The sequence below is a fragment of the Flammeovirga sp. SubArs3 genome (assembly GCF_947387565.1).
Lineage (GTDB): Bacteria > Bacteroidota > Bacteroidia > Cytophagales > Flammeovirgaceae > Flammeovirga > Flammeovirga agarivorans.
The window spans coordinates 511662-531309 of the sequence record NZ_CANDOA010000003.1 but is presented as its reverse complement, the minus strand read 5'-3'; the positions used below and the strand labels follow the sequence as shown (position 1 = coordinate 531309).

Genomic DNA, 19648 nt, shown 5'->3' with positions numbered 1-19648 from the left:
GGATAATGGAGATTGTATTCAACAATACCGATTAATGGTAGTATTAGAAATTTTTCTCTAAATAAGATGAGATGGTTTCCAACGTCTCGCAATTTGATAAAAAATATCCTATTTTTTTAATCTTTTAATAAGAAAAATTAATTATCTGAGTTATTTATCCAATGATAAGATTTTAGTAAACTGTTGTATACATTCACTTAAATTCTTCTCCGTATTTTTTATCGCAGTATCAATAGAAGTAAACTCATTATTTATTGAAAAAATACAATAAAATGGATTCTTCGGGTCGTTGGAATTAATATCACTACTCCCAACAAATGCGATGACAGGTTTATTATATTTTTTTCCTAGCTGAGCGATTTGATATGGTAATTTTCCTTCCAAAGATTGTTGATCAAACTTTCCCTCTGTTGTAATAATTAAATCATTCTTTTCAATAGAGTCATGAATATCTAGAAGTTCCATCACAAACTCACTACCGTTCATAATATGAGCGTTTAGAAAAGAATAAAAACCTGCGGCTGTTCCTCCAGCAGCACCACTGCCTTCTAATTGAATAACCTCTTTATTTAAAATTTTCTCTGTGAGAAGCCCGATATGATGAATATTACTTTCTAAAAGTTCTACTTCAGATTCGGTGGCTCCTTTCTGTGGGGCAAATACATGAGAACAACCATTTTTACCAACTAATGTGTTTTTTACATCCACAGCAAGATAAAAATCTATACCTCCAATTAATTTTTTTAGATCAGTATCATCAAACTTTTCAATAAGATGTAAATTTCCTCCTTTAGGAATAATCTTTTGGTTATCGAATGTATAACACTTCAAACCTAACTGATATAATGCACCTAGACCGAAATCAGTGGATGCACTACCACCTAAACCAATAATTATCTCTTTGCAACCAGATGAAATAGCATGTTTAATCGCCATACCAAGACCTTCGGTATTTGCTTCTAATGCATTAATAGGGCTAGGAGTAATTGTTGCAATACCACATAATGATGCTAAACTCATCACAGCAGTTGCGTTATTTATCCTATAATAGCCAGATTGAAATGGCTTGCCAATCGGATCTACTGATAGAACATTGATCCAATCTGCATTTTTTTCTTTTGCAATGACGTGTTCAAATCCATCACCACCATCTGCTAATGGTTTCATCATTATCTCATCATCAGGTCGATGAATTGACCAATTCTTCTTGATTACTTGGGCAACGTCAAATGCTGAGAGGCTACCTTTGAATGCATTTGGGGCTACTAATATTTTCATTTTATTGTCTTAGAGAATACATATTGCCAGGTTTCATTTTTACCATACCCTTTAATTCAAGCTGTAAAAGAGTACCGGCAATTTTAGGAAGCGGAGTTTCTGATTGAATAGCAATTTCCTCAATATGAAATTCGCTTTTTTGAAGTAATGATACAACAGTTTTTTCTTCATCACTAAGATTTTGAGTGTCGAAGAGTTTAGTTTGGCGAGTAGGAGTACTCGAAGTTAGATCCCAATTCATTTTAGTAATCACATCCTTTATTTCGGAATATAAATGAGCCTTCTGGTATTTGATCAAGTTATTACAGCCTTCTGCTAAAGGATCATTAATTAACCCCGGAACTGCAAAAACATCTTTATGATAGCTATTACCGATATCTGCCGTAATTAAAGCACCTCCTTTCTTTTTTGCTTGTACAACAATGATAACATCAGCAAGACCTGCAATGATTCTATTTCTAGCAGGGAATTTTGGGCCATCAGGATCTGCATCCATCAAGTTTTCTGTAATTAACCCACTTTTTGGATCTTCAATCATTTCTTGAGCAGTTTTTTTATGAATTGCAGGATAGACTTTGCTTAGGCCATTAGCCATAATTCCTACTGTGCCCAATTGATTTTGTAATGCAGCTCTATGTGCATAAATATCTATGCCATACGCTAATCCACTAACAATGCATAAGTCCTTAAATTGAGATAAGTCGGAAATAATTTTCTCCGTTACTAGTTTACCATACTGATTGGCTCCTCTAGAACCTACAATTGCAACGGTTTTCTTAGAGTGTAAACTTTTAGCTTGACCTTTTAAATACAACAAATAAGGTGCATCTTTTTGGAGTTTTAATCTAACAGGAAATTCCTTATCAGTGTATGTAAGTATTTTTACATTGGAAGCCTCAATCTTTTTTACTTCATTTTCAATTTTTACCAACTGAGACCTGTATTTATCAATAACTTGAAGTGTATGAACTCCAATACCATTGATTTTATGGAGTGTATTTTTCTTTGCTTTAAAAACTTCTTCTGCGGAGCCTAAATGACTTATTAATAGTTTGCAAGTTGCTCCTCCAATACCTGGAATATTATTTAGCCAAAGTTCATAGAACTTATCTTGAGTAATTGTCATGTTTTGAGCTTGTGATTCGTTAAGTATATTTATTTTGCTCAATTTAATAAAAATGACTAAAAATCAAGAGCGTATTGATAATAAAATAAACATATAGGTTTATGACAATAAAAAACGCCTAAATACTAATGATAAATATTTAGGCGTTTTTTGAATATAAACAACAAGTTAATCTTGTTGTTTTTTTCTATCTTCTTCTACATTACAAGTTAATTCAATAAAATCTTCTACGGTTAATGCTTCGGCTCTTTTATTGAAAATCTCATTTTTAAGAAGTTCAGGAGATAACCCCATAGGTTTCATTGCGTTTCTTAAAGTCTTTCTACGAGTAGAAAAAGCTTGTTTAACTACTTTGAAAAAGAGTTCTTCTGAACATGGAAGTTGCTTTCTATCGTTTCTTCTTAAAGAAATGACAGCAGAATCTACTTTTGGAGGAGGATTAAAAACGGTCGGAGGTACAGTAAATAAATAATCTACATCATAGAAAGCTTGTACCAGAATTGTTAATATTCCTGCAGTTCTACCACCTGTTTTACATGCAATCCTATCAGCTACTTCTTTTTGGATCATTCCAACACATTCAGTTATTTGATCCTTATGAGCAAGGATCTTAAAATAAATTTGTGTTGAGATATTATAAGGGAAGTTACCAATTAAACCAACGGGATGTGGTGCAATTTTGTCGAAGTCAAGTTTTAAGAAGTCACCTTCAATAACTTGTTCTTGAGGCATTCCCACAACATCTTTAAGGTAATGTACAGATTCAGTATCAATTTCAATGACTGTTGTTTTGTACTCCTCTTTTTTCAATAATCTAGTTGTGAGTACACCAGTACCTGGACCGATCTCATAGATTTCATTATACCCACCATAAGAAGACATTGCGTCTACAATGTCTTGTGCAATTTGCATGTCTTCTAAGAAATGCTGTCCTAAATGTTTTTTAGGTTTGACGTAAGCCATATATTCAAGAACCCTTTTTTATTAGTGAAGGATGATTTTTTTACAAAGGAGTGGGATTTATATCTAGAAAACAAATACTATAACATTCGTTTATATAGGAAAATGAGGATGATTACCTTCTTGCAATTGGTTCTTCTAATTTGTAAACAAATCGATGCGTAGAAATTTTATTGTCAATTTCAAGGTTCAAAATATAAATACCAGGATTGAGTTGAGGTAAGACTAAAGGAAATTTATTCCAACCTTTTCTTAATTGGATATTATCCCTTTCGAGGATAGTATTACCAATAAGGTTAATCACTTTTAGTTTCATCGGTTTCGGATTATTGGCCAAAACTTCAATGTATAATTTATTATTAGTGATTTCTGTAGGATAGATGTGAGATTGCACTTGGAAAATATCTTTGAAATCGACATCAGGAAGATCTCTCTTGTCATCGACTTGTATTTCCAAAGAAGTTACCGCCCATCCCCAGTTTGGTTTTTTATTATCTGAATTGAACTTGAAACGAATAATAATTTCATCATCAGGTTTAAAGAAATTCAATAAATTGATTTCATGTTTTACAGATAGGGTTTGAGCTCCTTTTGCTTCTTTTTGCTCAATAAAATATCTCCAATCTGGATTAAATGTTCCATTATAAGGTTTATTTAATTCTACCCAATGGACTCCATCATTACTACCTTCAAGAACAACATAGTCATCATCTTTAGATAGTAGTGCTACATCTTTATAAGAGATTTTTGAATTCTCTTTAACGACTTTAATGGGGTATTTAAAGTAAGTAAATAATGTAGTATTGTTTCTGTAATAATGATCAGAGTGTAAGTTCGTACCATAAAAACCTACCACATTATCTTTAAGAACTAAAGCATCGCCAGAAAACAACTCTTCTGCTTTATTAAAATCGACCTTTAAGGAAGTTATAGTGCTATCATAGTGAATCGTTTGAATCGGTTTCAGATTTGATCGGTAGGATAATCCATCCTTATAAACTACTAGTTGAGTTTGATCTGATTTTATTTGATTTTTATATTCTGTTTGATGCTGATAATTTCCTTTTGGTAATGCTATGATACTATCACTTAAAATGGTTCCTTCCTGATCGATTAATGCAATTGAGTCAATCGATTGGGTAATACTAAATTCAATAAATTGCCCATCCGGTAAAGTATGTTGAGTGATGATTTTTGGTTGAGGCCCTTCATTCAATGATAAAGACCATATACCTCTTCCTTGTGTAGAAACTAAAACTTCACCTTTTTGATATTTCAATTTCCAAATGCCAATGGTTGGTATGTTACTATTTAGTTTATGCCAAGATTTTCCAGCGTTTGTACTTTCGAAAATGCCAATTTCAGTAGCAGCCCAAATTAAGTGGTTATTAAAAGGGAATACCAATAAATCATTAACACCTACATCAGGGAAGCCATTGGTAGAACTATCTGAATTCACAAAGCCTGTAAGGTCTTCCCAATTTTTTCCAAGGTCTTGTGACTTTAATATTTTAGCAGTTTTCCCAAATGAAAATAAGGCATATGCTGTTTCTTTTTCTATTGGATCCGTAACAATCCCTGAAATTTGACCTAAGTTAAGATTAGTAGGAAGTGAAGTGGGTGTAAATGTTTTTCCTTTATCTGTTGAAACTTGAATTTTGTTCTTTTCAGTATGACCACTTCCAGCCCAAATGATGTTTGGGTCAACAATTGAAACATCGAGGTCCATATAATCTGAGAATTCCCAAGCATTTTTTATTTCAGAGAGCTTCCAAGTACTTCCAAAATTCTTTGAAATCCATATTCCATTTTCTCCTAAAGCATAAACCATATCTGGATTTGCTTTATCATTAATCATCTTTGTGATGAACGGAGAACGACCATCTTCTTTAAAGATATCTAAAGAAGATTTCTTGAAGTTATAACCCCCATCAACAGATCTGTAGATATTGTTATTGTATATACTTACTAGGATTTTTTGTCGGTTGGTTGTATGCCATAAAACATCAAAACCATCACCTCCTAGAACATTTCTGAATGATTCTAGGCTATCACTTTGGCTTACACTAATCCAAGATCCATTTTCAATAGAACCACCTATAATATGTTTTTTATCAGGTGAAATATCAATCCCAAAAAAGTGTGTTGAATTGATTGTTCCACTTCTATAATGCCATTTATTTAGATTGTTTATGTCATCACTAATGTAAATACCGCCATCATTAGCAGATATCATTCTATATATATCACCTTTCTTAATCATCTTTAGTTGATGATGATCAGGGTGTAAACCATTTTTCACAATCTTTCCATTTTCTGAAATATATTGGTTAGGACCATGATGCTCACCATAAGCATCACTTACAATATCAATATCAGCTGTTGCATTCTTAAAGTCTTTGATATTTACTTCCCAAATGTTGATACCTGCAACATAGAATGTAGTTTCTTTTTCTGGATGGAACAGCAATGTATTGTTGTACCAACCTTGTCCACCAAGCAGTCCTGTTTCAATATTTGTTTGAAGTTTCTTCCAATGATAACCACCATCATTCGAAAGGTATAGAACACCATCTTTTTCTTTCTTTCCGCTAAATGAAGTGATAACTACATTGGAATCAAAAGGAGAGACTATTAAAACACTACGTCCAGTTTTAGGTAAGTTAGGGCCAATTTTACCCCAGGTCTCACCAGAGTTTATTGATTTAATGATACCCGAATTCTTTATTGTAGCATAAATGATATTACTATTTTTATGGTCAAGAGTTAACTGTTGAATCAGTTGATTCGAATGGTAAACTTCTTCCCAATTCAAACCTCCGTCAGTAGTTTTTAGAATTAATGAATGGAATTTCTTATTTGTATCTTGATATGCAGTTCCAATTAATATTTTATTCCCATCCTTTGCATCAATCACCATACTATTAATACATTGGAATCGAATATCGTTAATAGTAGAGGGTAAAATATTCCAAGTTTCACCAAAATCAGTTGATTTGAGTAAACCAATACCATTTTTGATATTTAACTTTCCAAAAGTTTCTCCTGTAATTGCAAAGAAGGATGAGTCCTTAGTATTATATTGGATATCTCCAATAATCGCATTAGGTAGATTCTCTGTGACACTTTTCCAGTTTTTACCATTATTGGTAGTTCTCCAAATATCACCACCATATGCTCCAGCTACCCATACTTTATTAATTGAGTCTAGTGGGCAAAAAGCTATAGATCTTATACTTCCTGAAACATTAGATGGTCCTCTTTCAGTAAATTGGTAAAAACGTTGACTACTATCTACTGTACTATTATTGATGGCTTCTGTTATATAGCCTATAGAATATTCGGGAGAAGAATCGCCCGTTTTTGTCTTTAGTTTTTGTAAGATTTTTTGAATCTTATTGGGTCTATCAGCTTTAATCTGAGTATGATAATGATTTTCTAATGCCAACGAATTCTGATCATTAGTAGAAAAATCAGTGTATATAAATTCAGTATCCTCTGAAGAGGGGATATAAAATAGGTTATAAGCTATAGCACTAATAAAAATGCTAATAAAGATAATATATAATAGGTAGTAAAGTCTATTCATAAAACTGCACAAATGCAGATAGATCTAATCAGTTGCTGGTTTGTTTTCTTGTATTCTGCTTATCTGCTTAAAGGCAAAATATTATTTCCCGATTAGAAGTTGTTTCAAATTACTATATACACATTCCGAAGTAAAATTAATTAAAAAAATACAATTTATGATCTCATATTATCATAGTATAAGATCTATTGAGGTACATTAAGATTCAAAGGGTTTTATATAAAATAAAAATGTTTAAACCTTAGATGTATCGATCTAACTTTTGAATAGATTCATTGAAAGGAATTTCAGGCTTAAGAAAATTTTATCACTTTCTTACTAGAATAATACTATTTCATTACAATTATAGTGGCAAAATTGTTACTTTTGATAGATAATACAATCATAAATTAACAAGCAGAATTTGAGCTTGAATTCCTTATGAAAGATAAAACTCAGAAAAATAGAAAATCAAATAAACCGCGTATAGGTATTACTATTGGGGATTATAACGGTATTGGACCGGAGGTTATCGTCAAAGTTTTACAAGATAAGCGAATCACAAATATATGTACACCAATTGTTTATGGTTCTGGTAAGATACTTACTAAGTATAAAAGAATCTTAAGCATTGAGGACTTTACTTATCATCAGTACAACAACAATAGTTATATTCATGATCAGAAGATCAATGTCGTAAACTGTTGGACTGAGGTACAGGAATTAGATCCTGGTAAAGTAACTCAAGAAGCTGGTAAATGTGCTTATTTGTCAATATCAAGAGCCTCTGAAGATTTGAAATCTGAATTGATTGATGCAGTTGTTACAGCACCAATTAATAAGGCAAACATTCAGAGTGAGGACTTTAAACATGCAGGTCATACGGAGTATTACCAAGAAAACTTTGCAAGTGGAAGAGATACTTTAATGACTCTTTGTTCTGGCGATTTAAGAGTTGGTGTAGTTACTGGTCATATTCCAATTAAAGATGTAGCCGCATCTATCACAAAGGAAGCTGTATCTTCTAAATTGAATGTGATGATTGAGTCTCTGAAAAAGGATTTTGGTATCATAAAACCAAAAGTAGCTGTTATGGGATTAAATCCTCATGCTGGTGAAGATGGTTTATTAGGTGATGAAGAAATCAATGTGATTTCACCTGTTATTAAGGAATTCAAGAAAAGAGGAAACTTAGTATTTGGACCTTTCCCTGCTGACGGCTTCTTTGGAACAATGTCATTCAAGAATTATGATGGCGTACTTTGTATGTATCACGATCAAGGACTTATTCCATTTAAATTACATTCTTTTGAAAGTGGTGTAAACTATACTGCAGGTTTAGATATCGTAAGAACTTCTCCTGATCATGGAACGGCATATAATATTGCTGGTAGAGGTATTGCGGATGAAACATCTTTTAGGGAAGCATTAATGCAAGCAGTTGATATTGTTAAGGTACGTTCTGGAGAAATTGAGAATCAAATCAGACCTAACGCAAGACAGTTACTGCAAGACAGAAAAGACCAAATCAAGAATCAGAAAATGGTACTTGATGGTAATGCTGGAGGAGAAGAAGAATTTGACTTAAGTGAGTTAGAAGCTGGCGAAAGAAAAGAAGCTCAAGTAACTCAACAACAGAAAATGTTGGAAAATAAAGCCAAAAATCAAGGTGGAGGTAAGTTCCAACATAAACAGAAAAGAGAGCATTGGAAGCCAAGAAAAAATGGAAATTTTAATAAAGGTGAACATAGGCCTCAAAATGAGCGAGATAAACCTCAGCAAAATAAAAATGATTAGTTAATTTCATATTTTTGTGATATGAAAAGAGTATTGATATTATTTGTCTTATTCTTAACGTTTTCCTCATTTAGTTCTGAAGAGGATGGAATATGGAAAACACTACTAAATGTAGGTTGGGAATATAAGTACAGTGAAGAATTTGAAATGGATATTCCTTTCCCAATTTTCACTGACGAGATAAAGGCAATAGAAAATAAAGAAGTCAAGATTACAGGATTTGTCTTACCTGTTGAAACAGAAGATAATTCTATAATGTTATCTGTATACCCTTTTTCTAGTTGTTTTTTCTGTGGAGGTGCTGGACCAGAATCTGTCATAGCAGTCTTTCTAAAAAACCAAAGAGAAATTGGTGAAGAAGAAATAACCTTGAAAGGTGTTTTGAAGTTAAATGATGATGAAACAGGCTTAATCTATGAATTAAGAGATGCTGTTGAAGTCAACTCAAATTATTAAGTAATTATATGGAAGAGATTAAAGAAATATTCATTAAGTACTTAGAAGATAAAAAGCTTCGTAAAACTCCAGAGCGTTTTGCTATTATGGAGGAGATATATAGCAGAGGAGGTCACTTTGATGTGGAATCTTTATATATTAATATGAAGAATAAAAACTATCGAGTGAGTAGAGCTACAGTGTACAATACCTTAGATTTATTACTTGATTGTGATTTAATTACAAAACATCAGTTTGGAAAAAACTTGGCATTATACGAAAAGGCTCATGGCTTTAAACAACATGATCACCTAATTTGTAAAGAATGTCATTCTATTTTTGAATTCTGTGATCCAAGAATACAAAAAATCCAACAGATGGTAGAAGAGATCTATGGTTGTGAAATTGATAGCCATTCTCTAAACTTTTATGGTATTTGTAAAAGTTGTTTGGATAAGAAAAAAGAAGAAAAGACAGAAGAACCAGTTGAAAAGGGTGAATCTCTTTAATAAATTGAAAACAAAGAGTGCTATGTTGAGAACAACGTAGCACTTTTTTTGTGCATTATTTACAGAACGTATTTATATTACGTTCTTCATCTTTATTATTGTACTATCAAACTATTGTTACATGTAATTTACTTGAAGCCATGGAAAACACTTATCCATTTAAGGTTGATTTTGAAAACCTTACTTTTGTCGCTGAAATTGAAAGTTCAAACTTATTTTCAAATTACTTCCCACTTTTTGCTAAATATCAATATGAAGGAAATGGTTATGCTTGGGAAGGGCTAATTGTTCAGATCATAGAGAAGAAAAATCAGGAATTACTGAATTACATTTCTTTTGATCCTGAAGCAGGTTGTTTCTACGCAAAGTGTAGTAACGCAGAGATACTTAATGAAGTACTACAAATTATTGTCCCAACATTTTCTAATCTAGAAGTTTTGGAAGACTATATTCAAAATGCAGATAGGGAAAGAATCGATGACTAGGTTTTATTCATAATAAAAAAACGCCTCACTATAATGCATTAGTGAGGCGTTTTTATGTATTGAAAGATTTAATTTAATCTTCTTCAATAGCTGTTTTTTTGAATACAACAAAGTATGCACCCATCCAAACAAGGGCTATTACCCATAGAATCATTGGTGAATATTCAACTTTTATTGCATAAGGGTCATGTCCTTGCTCTGCATAAATTACTCCTAATACTGTTAAAAGTAAGAAGTTAAATATAGTGGCCATGCCTTTTGTCCAGCCTTTCATTTTTTCCAAGAAAACTTCTCTGTGTTCCGAATCATTAAGCCAAAAACTTGAGTTAGGTGCTAAAATCATTGGTTTTGGAAAATAAAGAATACCATTACCAATTGTCACAAAGAAAATGTTGACTAGCATTAAACTTCCCATCGATGCATAGAAGAAAGCATTCTTTGTTAGGATTAATGCTTCTGAAGATGCTGTTTGATGTAAAACAGTTACCCCTTCATCAGGTAAGTATATATAAGCGAGTAATGCCAAACCTAAATAAATAAGTAAAGAAAGACCCCACAAATATTTAATATATTTCATTGATTTGAAGTTTGATTGACTACGTTTAATTTATTCGCAAATATAATGTTCAATACCTTAATTTTTCGTTAATAACCAATGTTTTTAAACGAATAATCATGAATCATTTTAGGTAATTAAAGATTGTTGGAATAAAAAAAGCCAACACCTTAAGTTAAAGTGTTGGCTTAGATATATTTATATCACAAACTTATGAAATAGCAGTTTCTAATGCGATTTCCATCATGTCTGTGAAAGTATTTTGACGATCTTCAGAACTTAACTCTTCACCTGTTACTAAGCTATCAGAAACAGTAAGAATCGTTAATGCTTGAGCATTGAACTGAGCAGCAATCGTATACAAAGCAGTTGTTTCCATTTCAACAGCTAATACGCCATATTTTGCCCATTTTTTCCATTCGTCTTGGTCATCACCATAGAACGCATCTGATGATAAGATATTACCATTGAATGGAGTAATACCTTTTTTCTCTGCTTCTTCATTTGCTTTCTTTATTAAAGAAAAACTAGCAGCAGGAGAGTAGTCTTTTCCGCCAAATCTATTTTGGTTGAAAGAAGAATCTGTAGATGCAGACATTGCAAAAACTAAGTCTCTTGGTTTGATATGCGGTTGCATAGAACCACAGCTACCTACACGGATTAATTTGCGAACATTAAATTCAGTGATTAACTCATGAGCATAGATACCAATAGAAGGAATACCCATACCTGAACCTTGAACAGAAATTTTATGTCCTTTGTAAGTTCCTGTATAACCTAACATCCCTCTAACATTATTGTATTGAACTACATCTTCTAAGTAGTTGTCAGCAATAAATTTAGCTCTTAATGGATCACCTGGCATTAAAACAACCTCAGCAATATCTCCTGGTTTTGCACCTATATGTATACTCATTTTTTCTTTTATCTATTTGTGTTAAACAATCATTGAAGCAAAGCTACCTGTAGATGGAGCTTCACCTAATAATAATTCTTCGATGGTAGTTCCGATATCTGCAAAAGTAGACCTAAAACCAATATTTACAGGTTTTACTTTTTTACCGTATACTAAAATCGGAATATGTTCTCTTGTATGGTCAGTACCTTTAAAAATAGGGTCATTACCATGATCTGCAGTAATAATAAGTACGTCATCATCACCCATAGCAGATGTTATTTCTGGTAGACGTTGATCGAAATATTCTAAAGCATCACGGTATCCAATTAGATCTCTTCTGTGACCAAATAGCATATCAAAGTCTACTAGGTTAGTAAAGATCAAACCATTGTTATCTTGTTGTAGATACTCAATTGTTTTATCGATACCTTCTGTATTACTTTTTGTATAAACATGGTCAGTAAAACCTTTTCCAGCATATATGTCGAAAATTTTACCAACGCCAATAGAATCTTTACCCGCTGACTTGATACGAGTCAACATGTTATCTGAAGGCTCAAGAGAGTAATCATGACGATTAGCTGTTCTTGTATAATTACCATCAGCTCCTACAAAAGGCCTTGCGATAACTCTACCTACTTTTAACTGTTTTCTAGCAATTTCACAGTATTTGTAAAGATCTTCTAAAGGAACAATATCTTCATGTGCAGCAATTTGGAATACTGAATCTGCCGAAGTATAAATGATCAATTTGCCTGTAGCGACATGTTCATCACCTAATTCATTAATGATTGCAGTACCCGAAGCTACTTTATTGCCGATAGTACCTTTTCCAGTTGCTTCTTCGAAGGCTTTCATGATATCCTCAGAGAAACCGTTTGGATAGGTAGGAAAGGGCTCTTCAAGGATCTGACCAGCAATTTCCCAATGTCCAGTGGTTGTATCTTTACCTTTAGAAACTTCCTTAGCCATACCATAAGCAGCAGAAGTAGTTCCCAAAGGAGGAATACCATATAATGGAGCAATATTTCCAATGCCCATTCTGTGCATATTAGGGATATCTAAACCTGCACTATCAGCAATATGCCCTAAGGTATTGGCACCTCTGTCACCATATTCATCAGCATCAGCACTAAAGCCAATACCTACACTGTCTAAGACAACTAAAACAACTCTTTTTGCCATAATTAAGTAATGATTAGTAGCTTCCTTCGTCAGCTGTACCTCCTTGAATGATTTTGATTCCGCTTGAAGTACCCAAACGAGTAACACCCATATCAATATATTTTTGAGCTGTTTCGAAATCTCTCACACCACCACTAGCTTTTAAAGCAGCTTTTCCTTCGACAGCATCTTTCATTAATTGAATATCCTCGTAAGTAGCTCCACCAGTACCAAAACCTGTAGAAGTCTTTACGAAATCAGCGTTAGCATTTACTGAAAGTTTAGAAGCAGTAATTTTTTCATCGTCAGTTAAGTAGCAAGTTTCGATAATTACTTTCAATACTTTATCACCAATAGCTTCTTTGATTTGACGAATCTCATTTTCAACATAAGCATTATCACCATCTTTAAGTCTTCCGATGTTGATTACCATGTCAATCTCATCAGCACCGTTTTCAATTGCATTTTTTGCCTCAAATACTTTTGAAGCCGTATCCATCATACCTAATGGGAAACCTACAACTGAGCAAACTGCAACTTCGCTTCCGTTTGTATGTTCTTTTGCTAAAGGAACATAAGCAGAATTTACACAAACAGAGAAGAAATTATATTGTTTTGCCTCTTCACATAGTTGAATGATTTGAGCTGAAGTAGCATTGGCAGCAAGGATAGTATGGTCAATATATTTCGCAATACTCATGATGATTTATTTAATGTTATATATGTATTTAAATGAGTTTATGTTGATGAAATCATCAAACATTTCAGAAAGTTAAATTAAATGTCTGTTTCTACTGTGGAAACTTTACATTTATTAGAGCTTTTTACTTACCAGAATGATGATTATCTATTATAAAATTATTGAATATCTAGGATGATATTTGGTGTTTCAATGGCTGTATCAGAAAATGTATAGGCACTTTCAAGGAGAGCGATAGCATCTTTCAACTTTTGATTTTCTTTATTGTAATGAAGTGTAGCTAATGTATCACCTTTTTGAACTTTATCACCCACTTTTTTATGAAGCATAATACCAACTGCTGGGTCAATAATATCTTCTTTTGTTTCTCTTCCAGCACCCAACATCATTGCAGATGTACCCACTTTTTCGGCTTTTAATGACGATACATAGCCATTTTGTGGAGCCTTAAGATCATAAGTGAATTTTGCAGTGATAAATTTATTAGGGTCAGTAATATAAGAAGCATCACCACCACAATCTTCAACAAAATCATGAAGAGCTTTTACTGCTTCACCTGATTTTAATTTTTCTGTAGCTTTTTCTATTCCTTCTTCAAGTGTTGTTACATCGCCCTTTTGTAATAAAGCAATACCAGTGATGGTTGTAATCAGTTCTTCAAAATCTTTAGGCCCTTGTCCATGTAATGATTGTACAGCTTCAAATACTTCTAATCCATTACCAATAGCATTACCTAATGGGTGTTCCATTCCACTTAATACAATGTGAACTTTTCTACCGAACATTTCACCAATACCTCTCATGATGTTGGCGAGTTGCTGAGCATCTTCCAAGTTTTTCATAAATGCACCATCCCCAACTTTCACATCAAGAATAATCCCATCACTACGGACTGCAAGTTTTTTACTCATAATACTAGATGCAATCAAAGGATAACTATTTACAGTTCCTGTTACATCCCTTAAAGCATATAGTTTCTTATCCAATGGAACGATATTATCCGTTTGTCCCATAATACCAATGCCTGTATGTTCGATGGATTTTACCATTTCTTCTTCTGATGAAGGAAATTTAAAACCTGGGATGGCATCAAACTTATCTAATGTGCCCCCTGTATGACCAAGGCCTTTTCCAGACATTTTTGCGGTACCAATTCCAAAAGTAGAGAGTAGTGGGGCTAAAGCTATACTTGTTTTGTCTCCAACACCACCGGTACTATGTTTATCAATTAAAAATCTACTAACACCTTCTAACCTAATTTGATGGCCAGAATCTCTCATTGTTTCAGTTAATGTTTTTAATTCATGGTCTGTCAATCCATTTAAGAAAACAGCCATCAGAAAAGCAGACATTTGATAATCTGTTACTTCTCCTGAAAGATAACTTTGTAGAAATGCTTTTAACTCTGTGTCGTTTAATTCTTGGTGATCCCTTTTCTTTATGATTATATCTACTGCGCGCATATTTTTTTTGAATTGGGGTTTATATTTGGTTATTTTTAGTTGTTTAAAAACTAATCTTATTAATAATGAGTCAATTCAATACTTCCGTATTCTTTTTCATTTCAATTTTTTGTTTTGCCCTCCAATCTTGTTCAGATGGAACAGATGACCAAACTGAGAAAATTAGCTTTGAGAACAAATTTAATGATTCAAAGATAAGAGCAATATATAACAGTAGGGATAAACGCAATACGAAAGAATTATTAACTTATTTAGACCAAGATTCCATTTATCAAATTGAAGCTTTAATAGCTTTGGGTTCTGTTCAGGATACTTCTGCTTTGCCAGCTTTAAAACAAAAACTAGAAACATCCAATTCATTAGATATAAAGATAGCAACAGCTTTTGCTATAGGTCAAATTGCAGACCCATCAATTAACCCTTTTCTTATAAAATTCATTATTGATCATGAAAAAGAAACAGAATTGCTGGAATATGTTTTCGAGGCATTGGGACATTGTGCTAACGATGGAGCTATTTATCTAATGACACATTTCGTTTTAAGTGACGAGCATGTGATGAAAGGAATTGTAAAAGGTTTATACAGAGCAAAAACATGGCAAGGGTTTGAGTCTTACGATGCTGCAGAACAAGTCATGAGAATCTTTACAAAGTCAAAAGATACAGAAACAAAAGAATGGTGTAGTGCATATTTTGCAAGATTGAGTTCTTCAAATATGGTAGCTACATTTAATTCAAACATTTTCGCGAATGCAAGAAGGAATAATAATGAATTAATCCGATCTAATTTTGCTTTATCGATCGCAGCCTTTTCAAAAGGTGGTGGCAGTTCAACGGCATTAAAGAAAATTCTTCATGAAGAGAAAAGTCCTATGGTCTTAGAAAGTGCATTAATAGCAACTGAGAAAATCAAATATGATGGAATGGTTGAAGAAACAATGGCTTTCCTAAATCATGAAGATCCAATCGTAGCTTCTGTTGCTGCATCGAAACTTTATAAAAAGTTAGGATGGAAAGAGTCTAAGCAAGTCTATCAGATAGCTAAAGAAATGAAACATCCTCATGCTCAAGCTTTAGCTTTAAAAGCGGTGATGTATGAAAGGAATAAGCAGAAAGATATTTATAATTTCACTAAAGGTTTGTACGATCAGGCATCAAGTGTTTATGAAAAATGTTATTATTTAGACGCTTTAAGTAATTCTAAGCTTGGAAAAGATCTAGTGTTTGAAACATGGAAAACAACAACTGAGATTCCACTAAAAACTAAAGCTATCGAATTATTAATGCGAGAATATGCCTCTGAAAAATCTTTGAATAGTAAAGAAGGTGCAGAACTTGGAAGAATCATATCAGATGCTTTAAAAACAAAAGACGTTGCTCAGATCTATACAACATGTTCTTTTATGCAGAATAATAGTGAAAAATTTAAAAAATATTACCCTGCAGTACAGTTAATGGAGGAAGTGAAAACTTCTTTAGAACTCCCTCTTCAAGTAGAAGCTTTCATTGAATTAGAAAAAACAATTGCTCATTTAGAAAGTAAAGAATATAATTATGATGCTCCTAAAGAAAACAAAGGAGTTCAATGGGATTACATTAAAAAGATTAAACAAGATCAGAAAGCAATAATAAGTACGGAAAAAGGAGATATTACAATTGTTCTAAAAGTAAATGAAGCACCAGCAACTGTGAGTATGTTTGTTAGTTTAGCTGATAGTGGATTTTATGATCAACTACATTTTCACCGTTTAGTGCCTAACTTTGTTGCTCAAGGGGGCGACCCAAGAGGTGATGGATTTGGTGGATTAAATTACTCTATTCCATCAGAATTTACGCAATTGGAATTTACAGAAGGTTCATTAGGAATTGCATCAGCAGGAAAGGATACGGAATCTTGTCAGTTCTTTTTTACGCTAGTGCCTACACACCATTTAGATGGTAGATATACAGTCTTTGCTCAAGTAGTTGAAGGTTTAGATATTATGAGAAAGATACAGTATGGTGATAAGATCAATAGTATTAAGATTGTGAGGGAATTAGAGGTGTCAGATCAAAAAGCAATATAAAATATTCGGAATACTAATATTTCATGCTTTTATTGTATTTTTACAGCTATTCAATAATGTTACATTGCATTATTTCACTAACAGTTATCGTAAAATGAAACAAATAAAACTACTAACATATATTTTCTTATTCATTTCACTAGGCTTTACTTCTTGTGCTGTAGAGCAGTTTAGTGAAGAGAAACCATTTTCTATAAAAGTGGCTTCTTTTCGTGAATTTGATGAATTAGAAAATACGATAGATAGACTAGAGGATCTGGGTTTAGAACCTTACGCGATCACTCAAGTTCATGAAGATTATGGCAAATGGCACCATATTCTATTAGCTTCTGAGCTATCATTAGAAGATGTGCTAGCCAAGAAGATGAATATTGAGGATACTTATGGTCTGAATAACCTGGAAGTTCAAAATTATAATAAAGTAGCTTCTGAAATGATTCCTCTTGAGGAAGATCAGGTAGATAACTTTCCGGTAACTTGGACAGCGTTAGATCTATTATCACAATTGCCATATAGTAAGAATTTTGTTCTTAAAAGTGCTAAATCATTACATTACTATGAGGATATAAATGTTAGATCAAATACTATCAGTAGAAATGTGTCATTTGACTTTCCTAGAGGTATTTCTATCAAAGATTTACAAAAGAATGCTGAAGAAATTGTAGAAGGTAAATTCAAAGATCCATTATCAAGAAAAGAGTTGACAGTACATATTGTCAAGCTTAAAGAAAAAAACAAACTTGATAAAGAGCCTGCAAAACAATTCGCAGAAAAGATTTTAGACTCAAGAAGATATAATGTGAAGAAAATGTCTGAGTTTAAAAGTGAGAATAATTGGGGCATGACAGGATATGAAGTAACAGTTAACCCTAAAGGCCTAAAATCATATGTTGTTCAACAATCTGCTTCAGGGTTAATTTTAGCTTTTGTGCAGTGTAATGAAAATGATTTGAATCTAATGAAGCACTTTGTCAACTTAATTGGAGATGAAAAATCAATAGATTCTTACAATAGTATGAAGAGATTATTGGGAGCATTTCCAGATATCATGATGACAACTGAAAGATTGGTTGCTTTTGATTTCTTTACAAAAGAAAGCTTAAGAGGAAGGAACGCAATGATGGAACTAGGAGAGACCGGTCTTCAATGCTATTTTGAAAACTCTGAGAAAGGAACTCTAGTTTATCAGTTGGAAAACTTTAATGACCAGTCAACAATCGATAAATTATTCAAATCTAGATATGAGAGTTATTTAAAAGATAAGACTGTTGACAAGGTATTATTAGGTAATCGAGATGCTTTTATATATAAGGTAAGAAGAAGGGATCCATCCACTCGTAAAATGGGAATGATGGCTGAATCTTTGATTTTCCAAAACGATAAAGAAATTGGTAAGATATCTAATTTTAAAAAGGGAACTTACCAAGAAGAAGAATTAATTCAGATTCTTTCCAACTTTCGCTTAGGTGACGAATACCAATTAAATAGACTATAATGCTGCGTTTCGATTATATCAAAAGGACTTTACAATTTAATTTTCCTGCAAAAACTTCAAGAGGTGCAATAAGTATAAAAGATTGCTTTTTGGTTAAAGTTTGGGATGAGGATACTCCTGAAATTATTGGTTGGGGAGAGTGTAATACTTTAAAAGGGTTAAGCATTGATCATTTTGAAGATTATGAAGTGAGGTTACAAAATTGGCTAGATGAATTGAATAGGATAAATGTTCAATTTGAAGATCTACCTAATTTAATTGATAAAGAGAAGTTACCAAGCTTTTACTTTGCTATTGAAACAGCACTTTTAGATCTAAAAAACGGCGGTAAGAAAATCATATATGATAATTCTTTTTATAAAGGAACACCTATTCCTATTAACGGTTTAGTTTGGATGGGTGATCACAGTTTCATGAAAGAACAAATTGATCAGAAACTAGAGAAAGGGTTTGATTGTATAAAGATTAAGGTAGGAGCTTTAGACTTTGAACAAGAACTATCTCTTCTTAAGTACATTCGAAGTGAATATTCATCGGATAAAATTACTTTGAGGGTGGATGCGAATGGTGCTTTTAAAATTGAAGAAGCATTAGAAAAGTTAAAACGACTATCTGATTTTGAGTTACATTCTATTGAACAGCCGATATGGGCAGGGCAATGGGAGGAAATGGCCAAATTATGTGAAGTCACTCCAATCCCTATTGCTTTAGATGAAGAGTTAATAGGAGTTTCAAGCAATAAAAAAGAAGATTTACTAGACACAATAAAGCCACAGTATATTATTTTAAAACCAGCATTAGTTGGAGGCTTAGAGGCCTCTGCAGAATGGATCAGCTATGCTGAGAAAAGAAATATTCCCTGGTGGATGACTTCTGCGTTAGAATCAAATGTTGGCTTAAATGCAATCGCTCAATTTACTGCCAACTACCTAATTGATAAACCTCATGGATTAGGAACAGGGCAATTATATCACAACAATTTTGAGTCTCCTTTGACTGTTGCTAAGGGTGAGTTATATTACAATTGTGACAAGTCTTTTGTAATTAATTAATCAATAGGTTACAAAAGATTACATTGTACAAAAGCCGGATAATTTGGATTTTTAGTCCAAAAAAAGATAATTACTTTTAACCCGAAAGAATTATCT

General features: G+C 32.8%; 16 protein-coding genes. 7 read left to right on the top strand and 9 right to left on the bottom strand.

Features of this window, described 5'->3' with window-relative positions:
- Positions 1 to 150: 150 nt before the first annotated feature.
- From QL232_RS11285 to QL232_RS11270, 4 genes are all read right to left on the bottom strand, one after another.
- The gene (locus tag QL232_RS11285; protein WP_281614193.1) at positions 151 to 1278 is read right to left on the bottom strand and encodes a glycerate kinase; all 1128 of its coding nucleotides are present in this window, start codon (positions 1276 to 1278) and stop codon (positions 151 to 153) included.
- Position 1279: 1 nt separating this feature from the next.
- Entirely contained in the window at positions 1280 to 2404 is a 1125-nt protein-coding gene (dprA, locus tag QL232_RS11280) for a DNA-processing protein DprA (protein ID WP_281614192.1), read from the bottom strand.
- A gap of 168 nt (positions 2405 to 2572) precedes the next feature.
- Positions 2573 to 3367, bottom strand: a complete 795-nt coding sequence (rsmA, locus tag QL232_RS11275; RefSeq protein WP_168883253.1) for a 16S rRNA (adenine(1518)-N(6)/adenine(1519)-N(6))-dimethyltransferase RsmA — start codon at positions 3365 to 3367, stop codon at positions 2573 to 2575.
- A gap of 112 nt (positions 3368 to 3479) precedes the next feature.
- Positions 3480 to 6953 carry a T9SS type A sorting domain-containing protein gene (locus tag QL232_RS11270; RefSeq protein ID WP_281614191.1) on the bottom strand — a complete coding sequence of 1158 codons (3474 nt, stop codon included), beginning with the start codon at positions 6951 to 6953 and terminating at the stop codon, positions 3480 to 3482.
- A gap of 420 nt (positions 6954 to 7373) precedes the next feature.
- On the opposite strand from QL232_RS11270, the gene pdxA reads away from it, so the two are divergent.
- The 4 genes from pdxA to QL232_RS11250 all read left to right on the top strand — a co-directional run bounded on the left by pdxA (position 7374) and on the right by QL232_RS11250 (position 10158).
- A complete protein-coding gene (gene pdxA, locus QL232_RS11265; protein ID WP_348646737.1) occupies positions 7374 to 8729 on the top strand; it encodes a 4-hydroxythreonine-4-phosphate dehydrogenase PdxA in 1356 nt (451 codons plus the stop codon).
- A 21-nt stretch (positions 8730 to 8750) separates the two neighbouring features.
- Positions 8751 to 9185, top strand: a complete 435-nt coding sequence (locus QL232_RS11260; protein WP_168883250.1) for a DUF3299 domain-containing protein — start codon at positions 8751 to 8753, stop codon at positions 9183 to 9185.
- Between the two features lie 8 nt (positions 9186 to 9193).
- Positions 9194 to 9673: a transcriptional repressor gene (locus QL232_RS11255; RefSeq protein ID WP_168883249.1), complete on the top strand. Its 480-nt coding sequence runs from the start codon at positions 9194 to 9196 to the stop codon at positions 9671 to 9673.
- A 140-nt stretch (positions 9674 to 9813) separates the two neighbouring features.
- Positions 9814 to 10158 carry an Imm51 family immunity protein gene (locus tag QL232_RS11250; protein WP_281614190.1) on the top strand — a complete coding sequence of 115 codons (345 nt, stop codon included), beginning with the start codon at positions 9814 to 9816 and terminating at the stop codon, positions 10156 to 10158.
- Between the two features lie 73 nt (positions 10159 to 10231).
- Here QL232_RS11250 and QL232_RS11245 read toward each other — a convergent pair whose 3' ends face one another.
- The 5 genes from QL232_RS11245 to QL232_RS11225 all read right to left on the bottom strand — a co-directional run bounded on the left by QL232_RS11245 (position 10232) and on the right by QL232_RS11225 (position 14939).
- On the bottom strand, positions 10232 to 10735 hold the full coding sequence (locus QL232_RS11245; protein WP_281614189.1) for a hypothetical protein: 504 nt from the start codon (positions 10733 to 10735) through the stop codon (positions 10232 to 10234).
- Between the two features lie 190 nt (positions 10736 to 10925).
- Positions 10926 to 11630: a purine-nucleoside phosphorylase gene (gene deoD, locus QL232_RS11240; RefSeq protein WP_168883246.1), complete on the bottom strand. Its 705-nt coding sequence runs from the start codon at positions 11628 to 11630 to the stop codon at positions 10926 to 10928.
- 21 nt (positions 11631 to 11651) lie between these two features.
- The gene (locus QL232_RS11235) at positions 11652 to 12797 is read right to left on the bottom strand and encodes a phosphopentomutase (protein WP_281614188.1); all 1146 of its coding nucleotides are present in this window, start codon (positions 12795 to 12797) and stop codon (positions 11652 to 11654) included.
- A 13-nt stretch (positions 12798 to 12810) separates the two neighbouring features.
- Entirely contained in the window at positions 12811 to 13476 is a 666-nt protein-coding gene (gene deoC, locus QL232_RS11230; RefSeq protein ID WP_281614187.1) for a deoxyribose-phosphate aldolase, read from the bottom strand.
- A 158-nt stretch (positions 13477 to 13634) separates the two neighbouring features.
- Positions 13635 to 14939, bottom strand: a complete 1305-nt coding sequence (locus tag QL232_RS11225) for a thymidine phosphorylase (protein WP_281614186.1) — start codon at positions 14937 to 14939, stop codon at positions 13635 to 13637.
- A 65-nt stretch (positions 14940 to 15004) separates the two neighbouring features.
- Between QL232_RS11225 and QL232_RS11220 the strand changes: the two genes are divergently transcribed.
- From QL232_RS11220 to QL232_RS11210, 3 genes are all read left to right on the top strand, one after another.
- Entirely contained in the window at positions 15005 to 17005 is a 2001-nt protein-coding gene (locus QL232_RS11220) for a peptidylprolyl isomerase (protein WP_281614185.1), read from the top strand.
- A gap of 94 nt (positions 17006 to 17099) precedes the next feature.
- On the top strand, positions 17100 to 18500 hold the full coding sequence (locus tag QL232_RS11215; RefSeq protein ID WP_281614184.1) for a hypothetical protein: 1401 nt from the start codon (positions 17100 to 17102) through the stop codon (positions 18498 to 18500).
- On the top strand, positions 18500 to 19552 hold the full coding sequence (locus QL232_RS11210) for an o-succinylbenzoate synthase (protein WP_281614183.1): 1053 nt from the start codon (positions 18500 to 18502) through the stop codon (positions 19550 to 19552). The genes QL232_RS11215 and QL232_RS11210 overlap by 1 nt, the downstream gene beginning before the upstream one ends.
- Positions 19553 to 19648: the final 96 nt, after the last annotated feature.

Excerpts from the sequence above, each read along its gene's own strand:
- QL232_RS11215 (WP_281614184.1), top strand. The coding sequence starts at position 17,100 with ATGAAACAAATAAAACTACTAACATATATTTTCTTATTCATTTCACTA.
- QL232_RS11270 (WP_281614191.1), bottom strand. The coding sequence starts at position 6,953 with ATGAATAGACTTTACTACCTATTATATATTATCTTTATTAGCATTTTT.
- QL232_RS11285 (WP_281614193.1), bottom strand. The coding sequence starts at position 1,278 with ATGAAAATATTAGTAGCCCCAAATGCATTCAAAGGTAGCCTCTCAGCA.
- deoC (WP_281614187.1), bottom strand. The coding sequence starts at position 13,476 with ATGAGTATTGCGAAATATATTGACCATACTATCCTTGCTGCCAATGCT.
- dprA (WP_281614192.1), bottom strand. The coding sequence starts at position 2,404 with ATGACAATTACTCAAGATAAGTTCTATGAACTTTGGCTAAATAATATT.
- rsmA (WP_168883253.1), bottom strand. The coding sequence starts at position 3,367 with ATGGCTTACGTCAAACCTAAAAAACATTTAGGACAGCATTTCTTAGAA.
- deoD (WP_168883246.1), bottom strand. The coding sequence starts at position 11,630 with ATGAGTATACATATAGGTGCAAAACCAGGAGATATTGCTGAGGTTGTT.
- QL232_RS11225 (WP_281614186.1), bottom strand. The coding sequence starts at position 14,939 with ATGCGCGCAGTAGATATAATCATAAAGAAAAGGGATCACCAAGAATTA.
- QL232_RS11255 (WP_168883249.1), top strand. The coding sequence starts at position 9,194 with ATGGAAGAGATTAAAGAAATATTCATTAAGTACTTAGAAGATAAAAAG.
- QL232_RS11235 (WP_281614188.1), bottom strand. The coding sequence starts at position 12,797 with ATGGCAAAAAGAGTTGTTTTAGTTGTCTTAGACAGTGTAGGTATTGGC.
- QL232_RS11220 (WP_281614185.1), top strand. The coding sequence starts at position 15,005 with ATGAGTCAATTCAATACTTCCGTATTCTTTTTCATTTCAATTTTTTGT.
- QL232_RS11210 (WP_281614183.1), top strand. The coding sequence starts at position 18,500 with ATGCTGCGTTTCGATTATATCAAAAGGACTTTACAATTTAATTTTCCT.
- QL232_RS11245 (WP_281614189.1), bottom strand. The coding sequence starts at position 10,735 with ATGAAATATATTAAATATTTGTGGGGTCTTTCTTTACTTATTTATTTA.
- QL232_RS11250 (WP_281614190.1), top strand. The coding sequence starts at position 9,814 with ATGGAAAACACTTATCCATTTAAGGTTGATTTTGAAAACCTTACTTTT.
- QL232_RS11260 (WP_168883250.1), top strand. The coding sequence starts at position 8,751 with ATGAAAAGAGTATTGATATTATTTGTCTTATTCTTAACGTTTTCCTCA.
- pdxA (WP_348646737.1), top strand. The coding sequence starts at position 7,374 with ATGAAAGATAAAACTCAGAAAAATAGAAAATCAAATAAACCGCGTATA.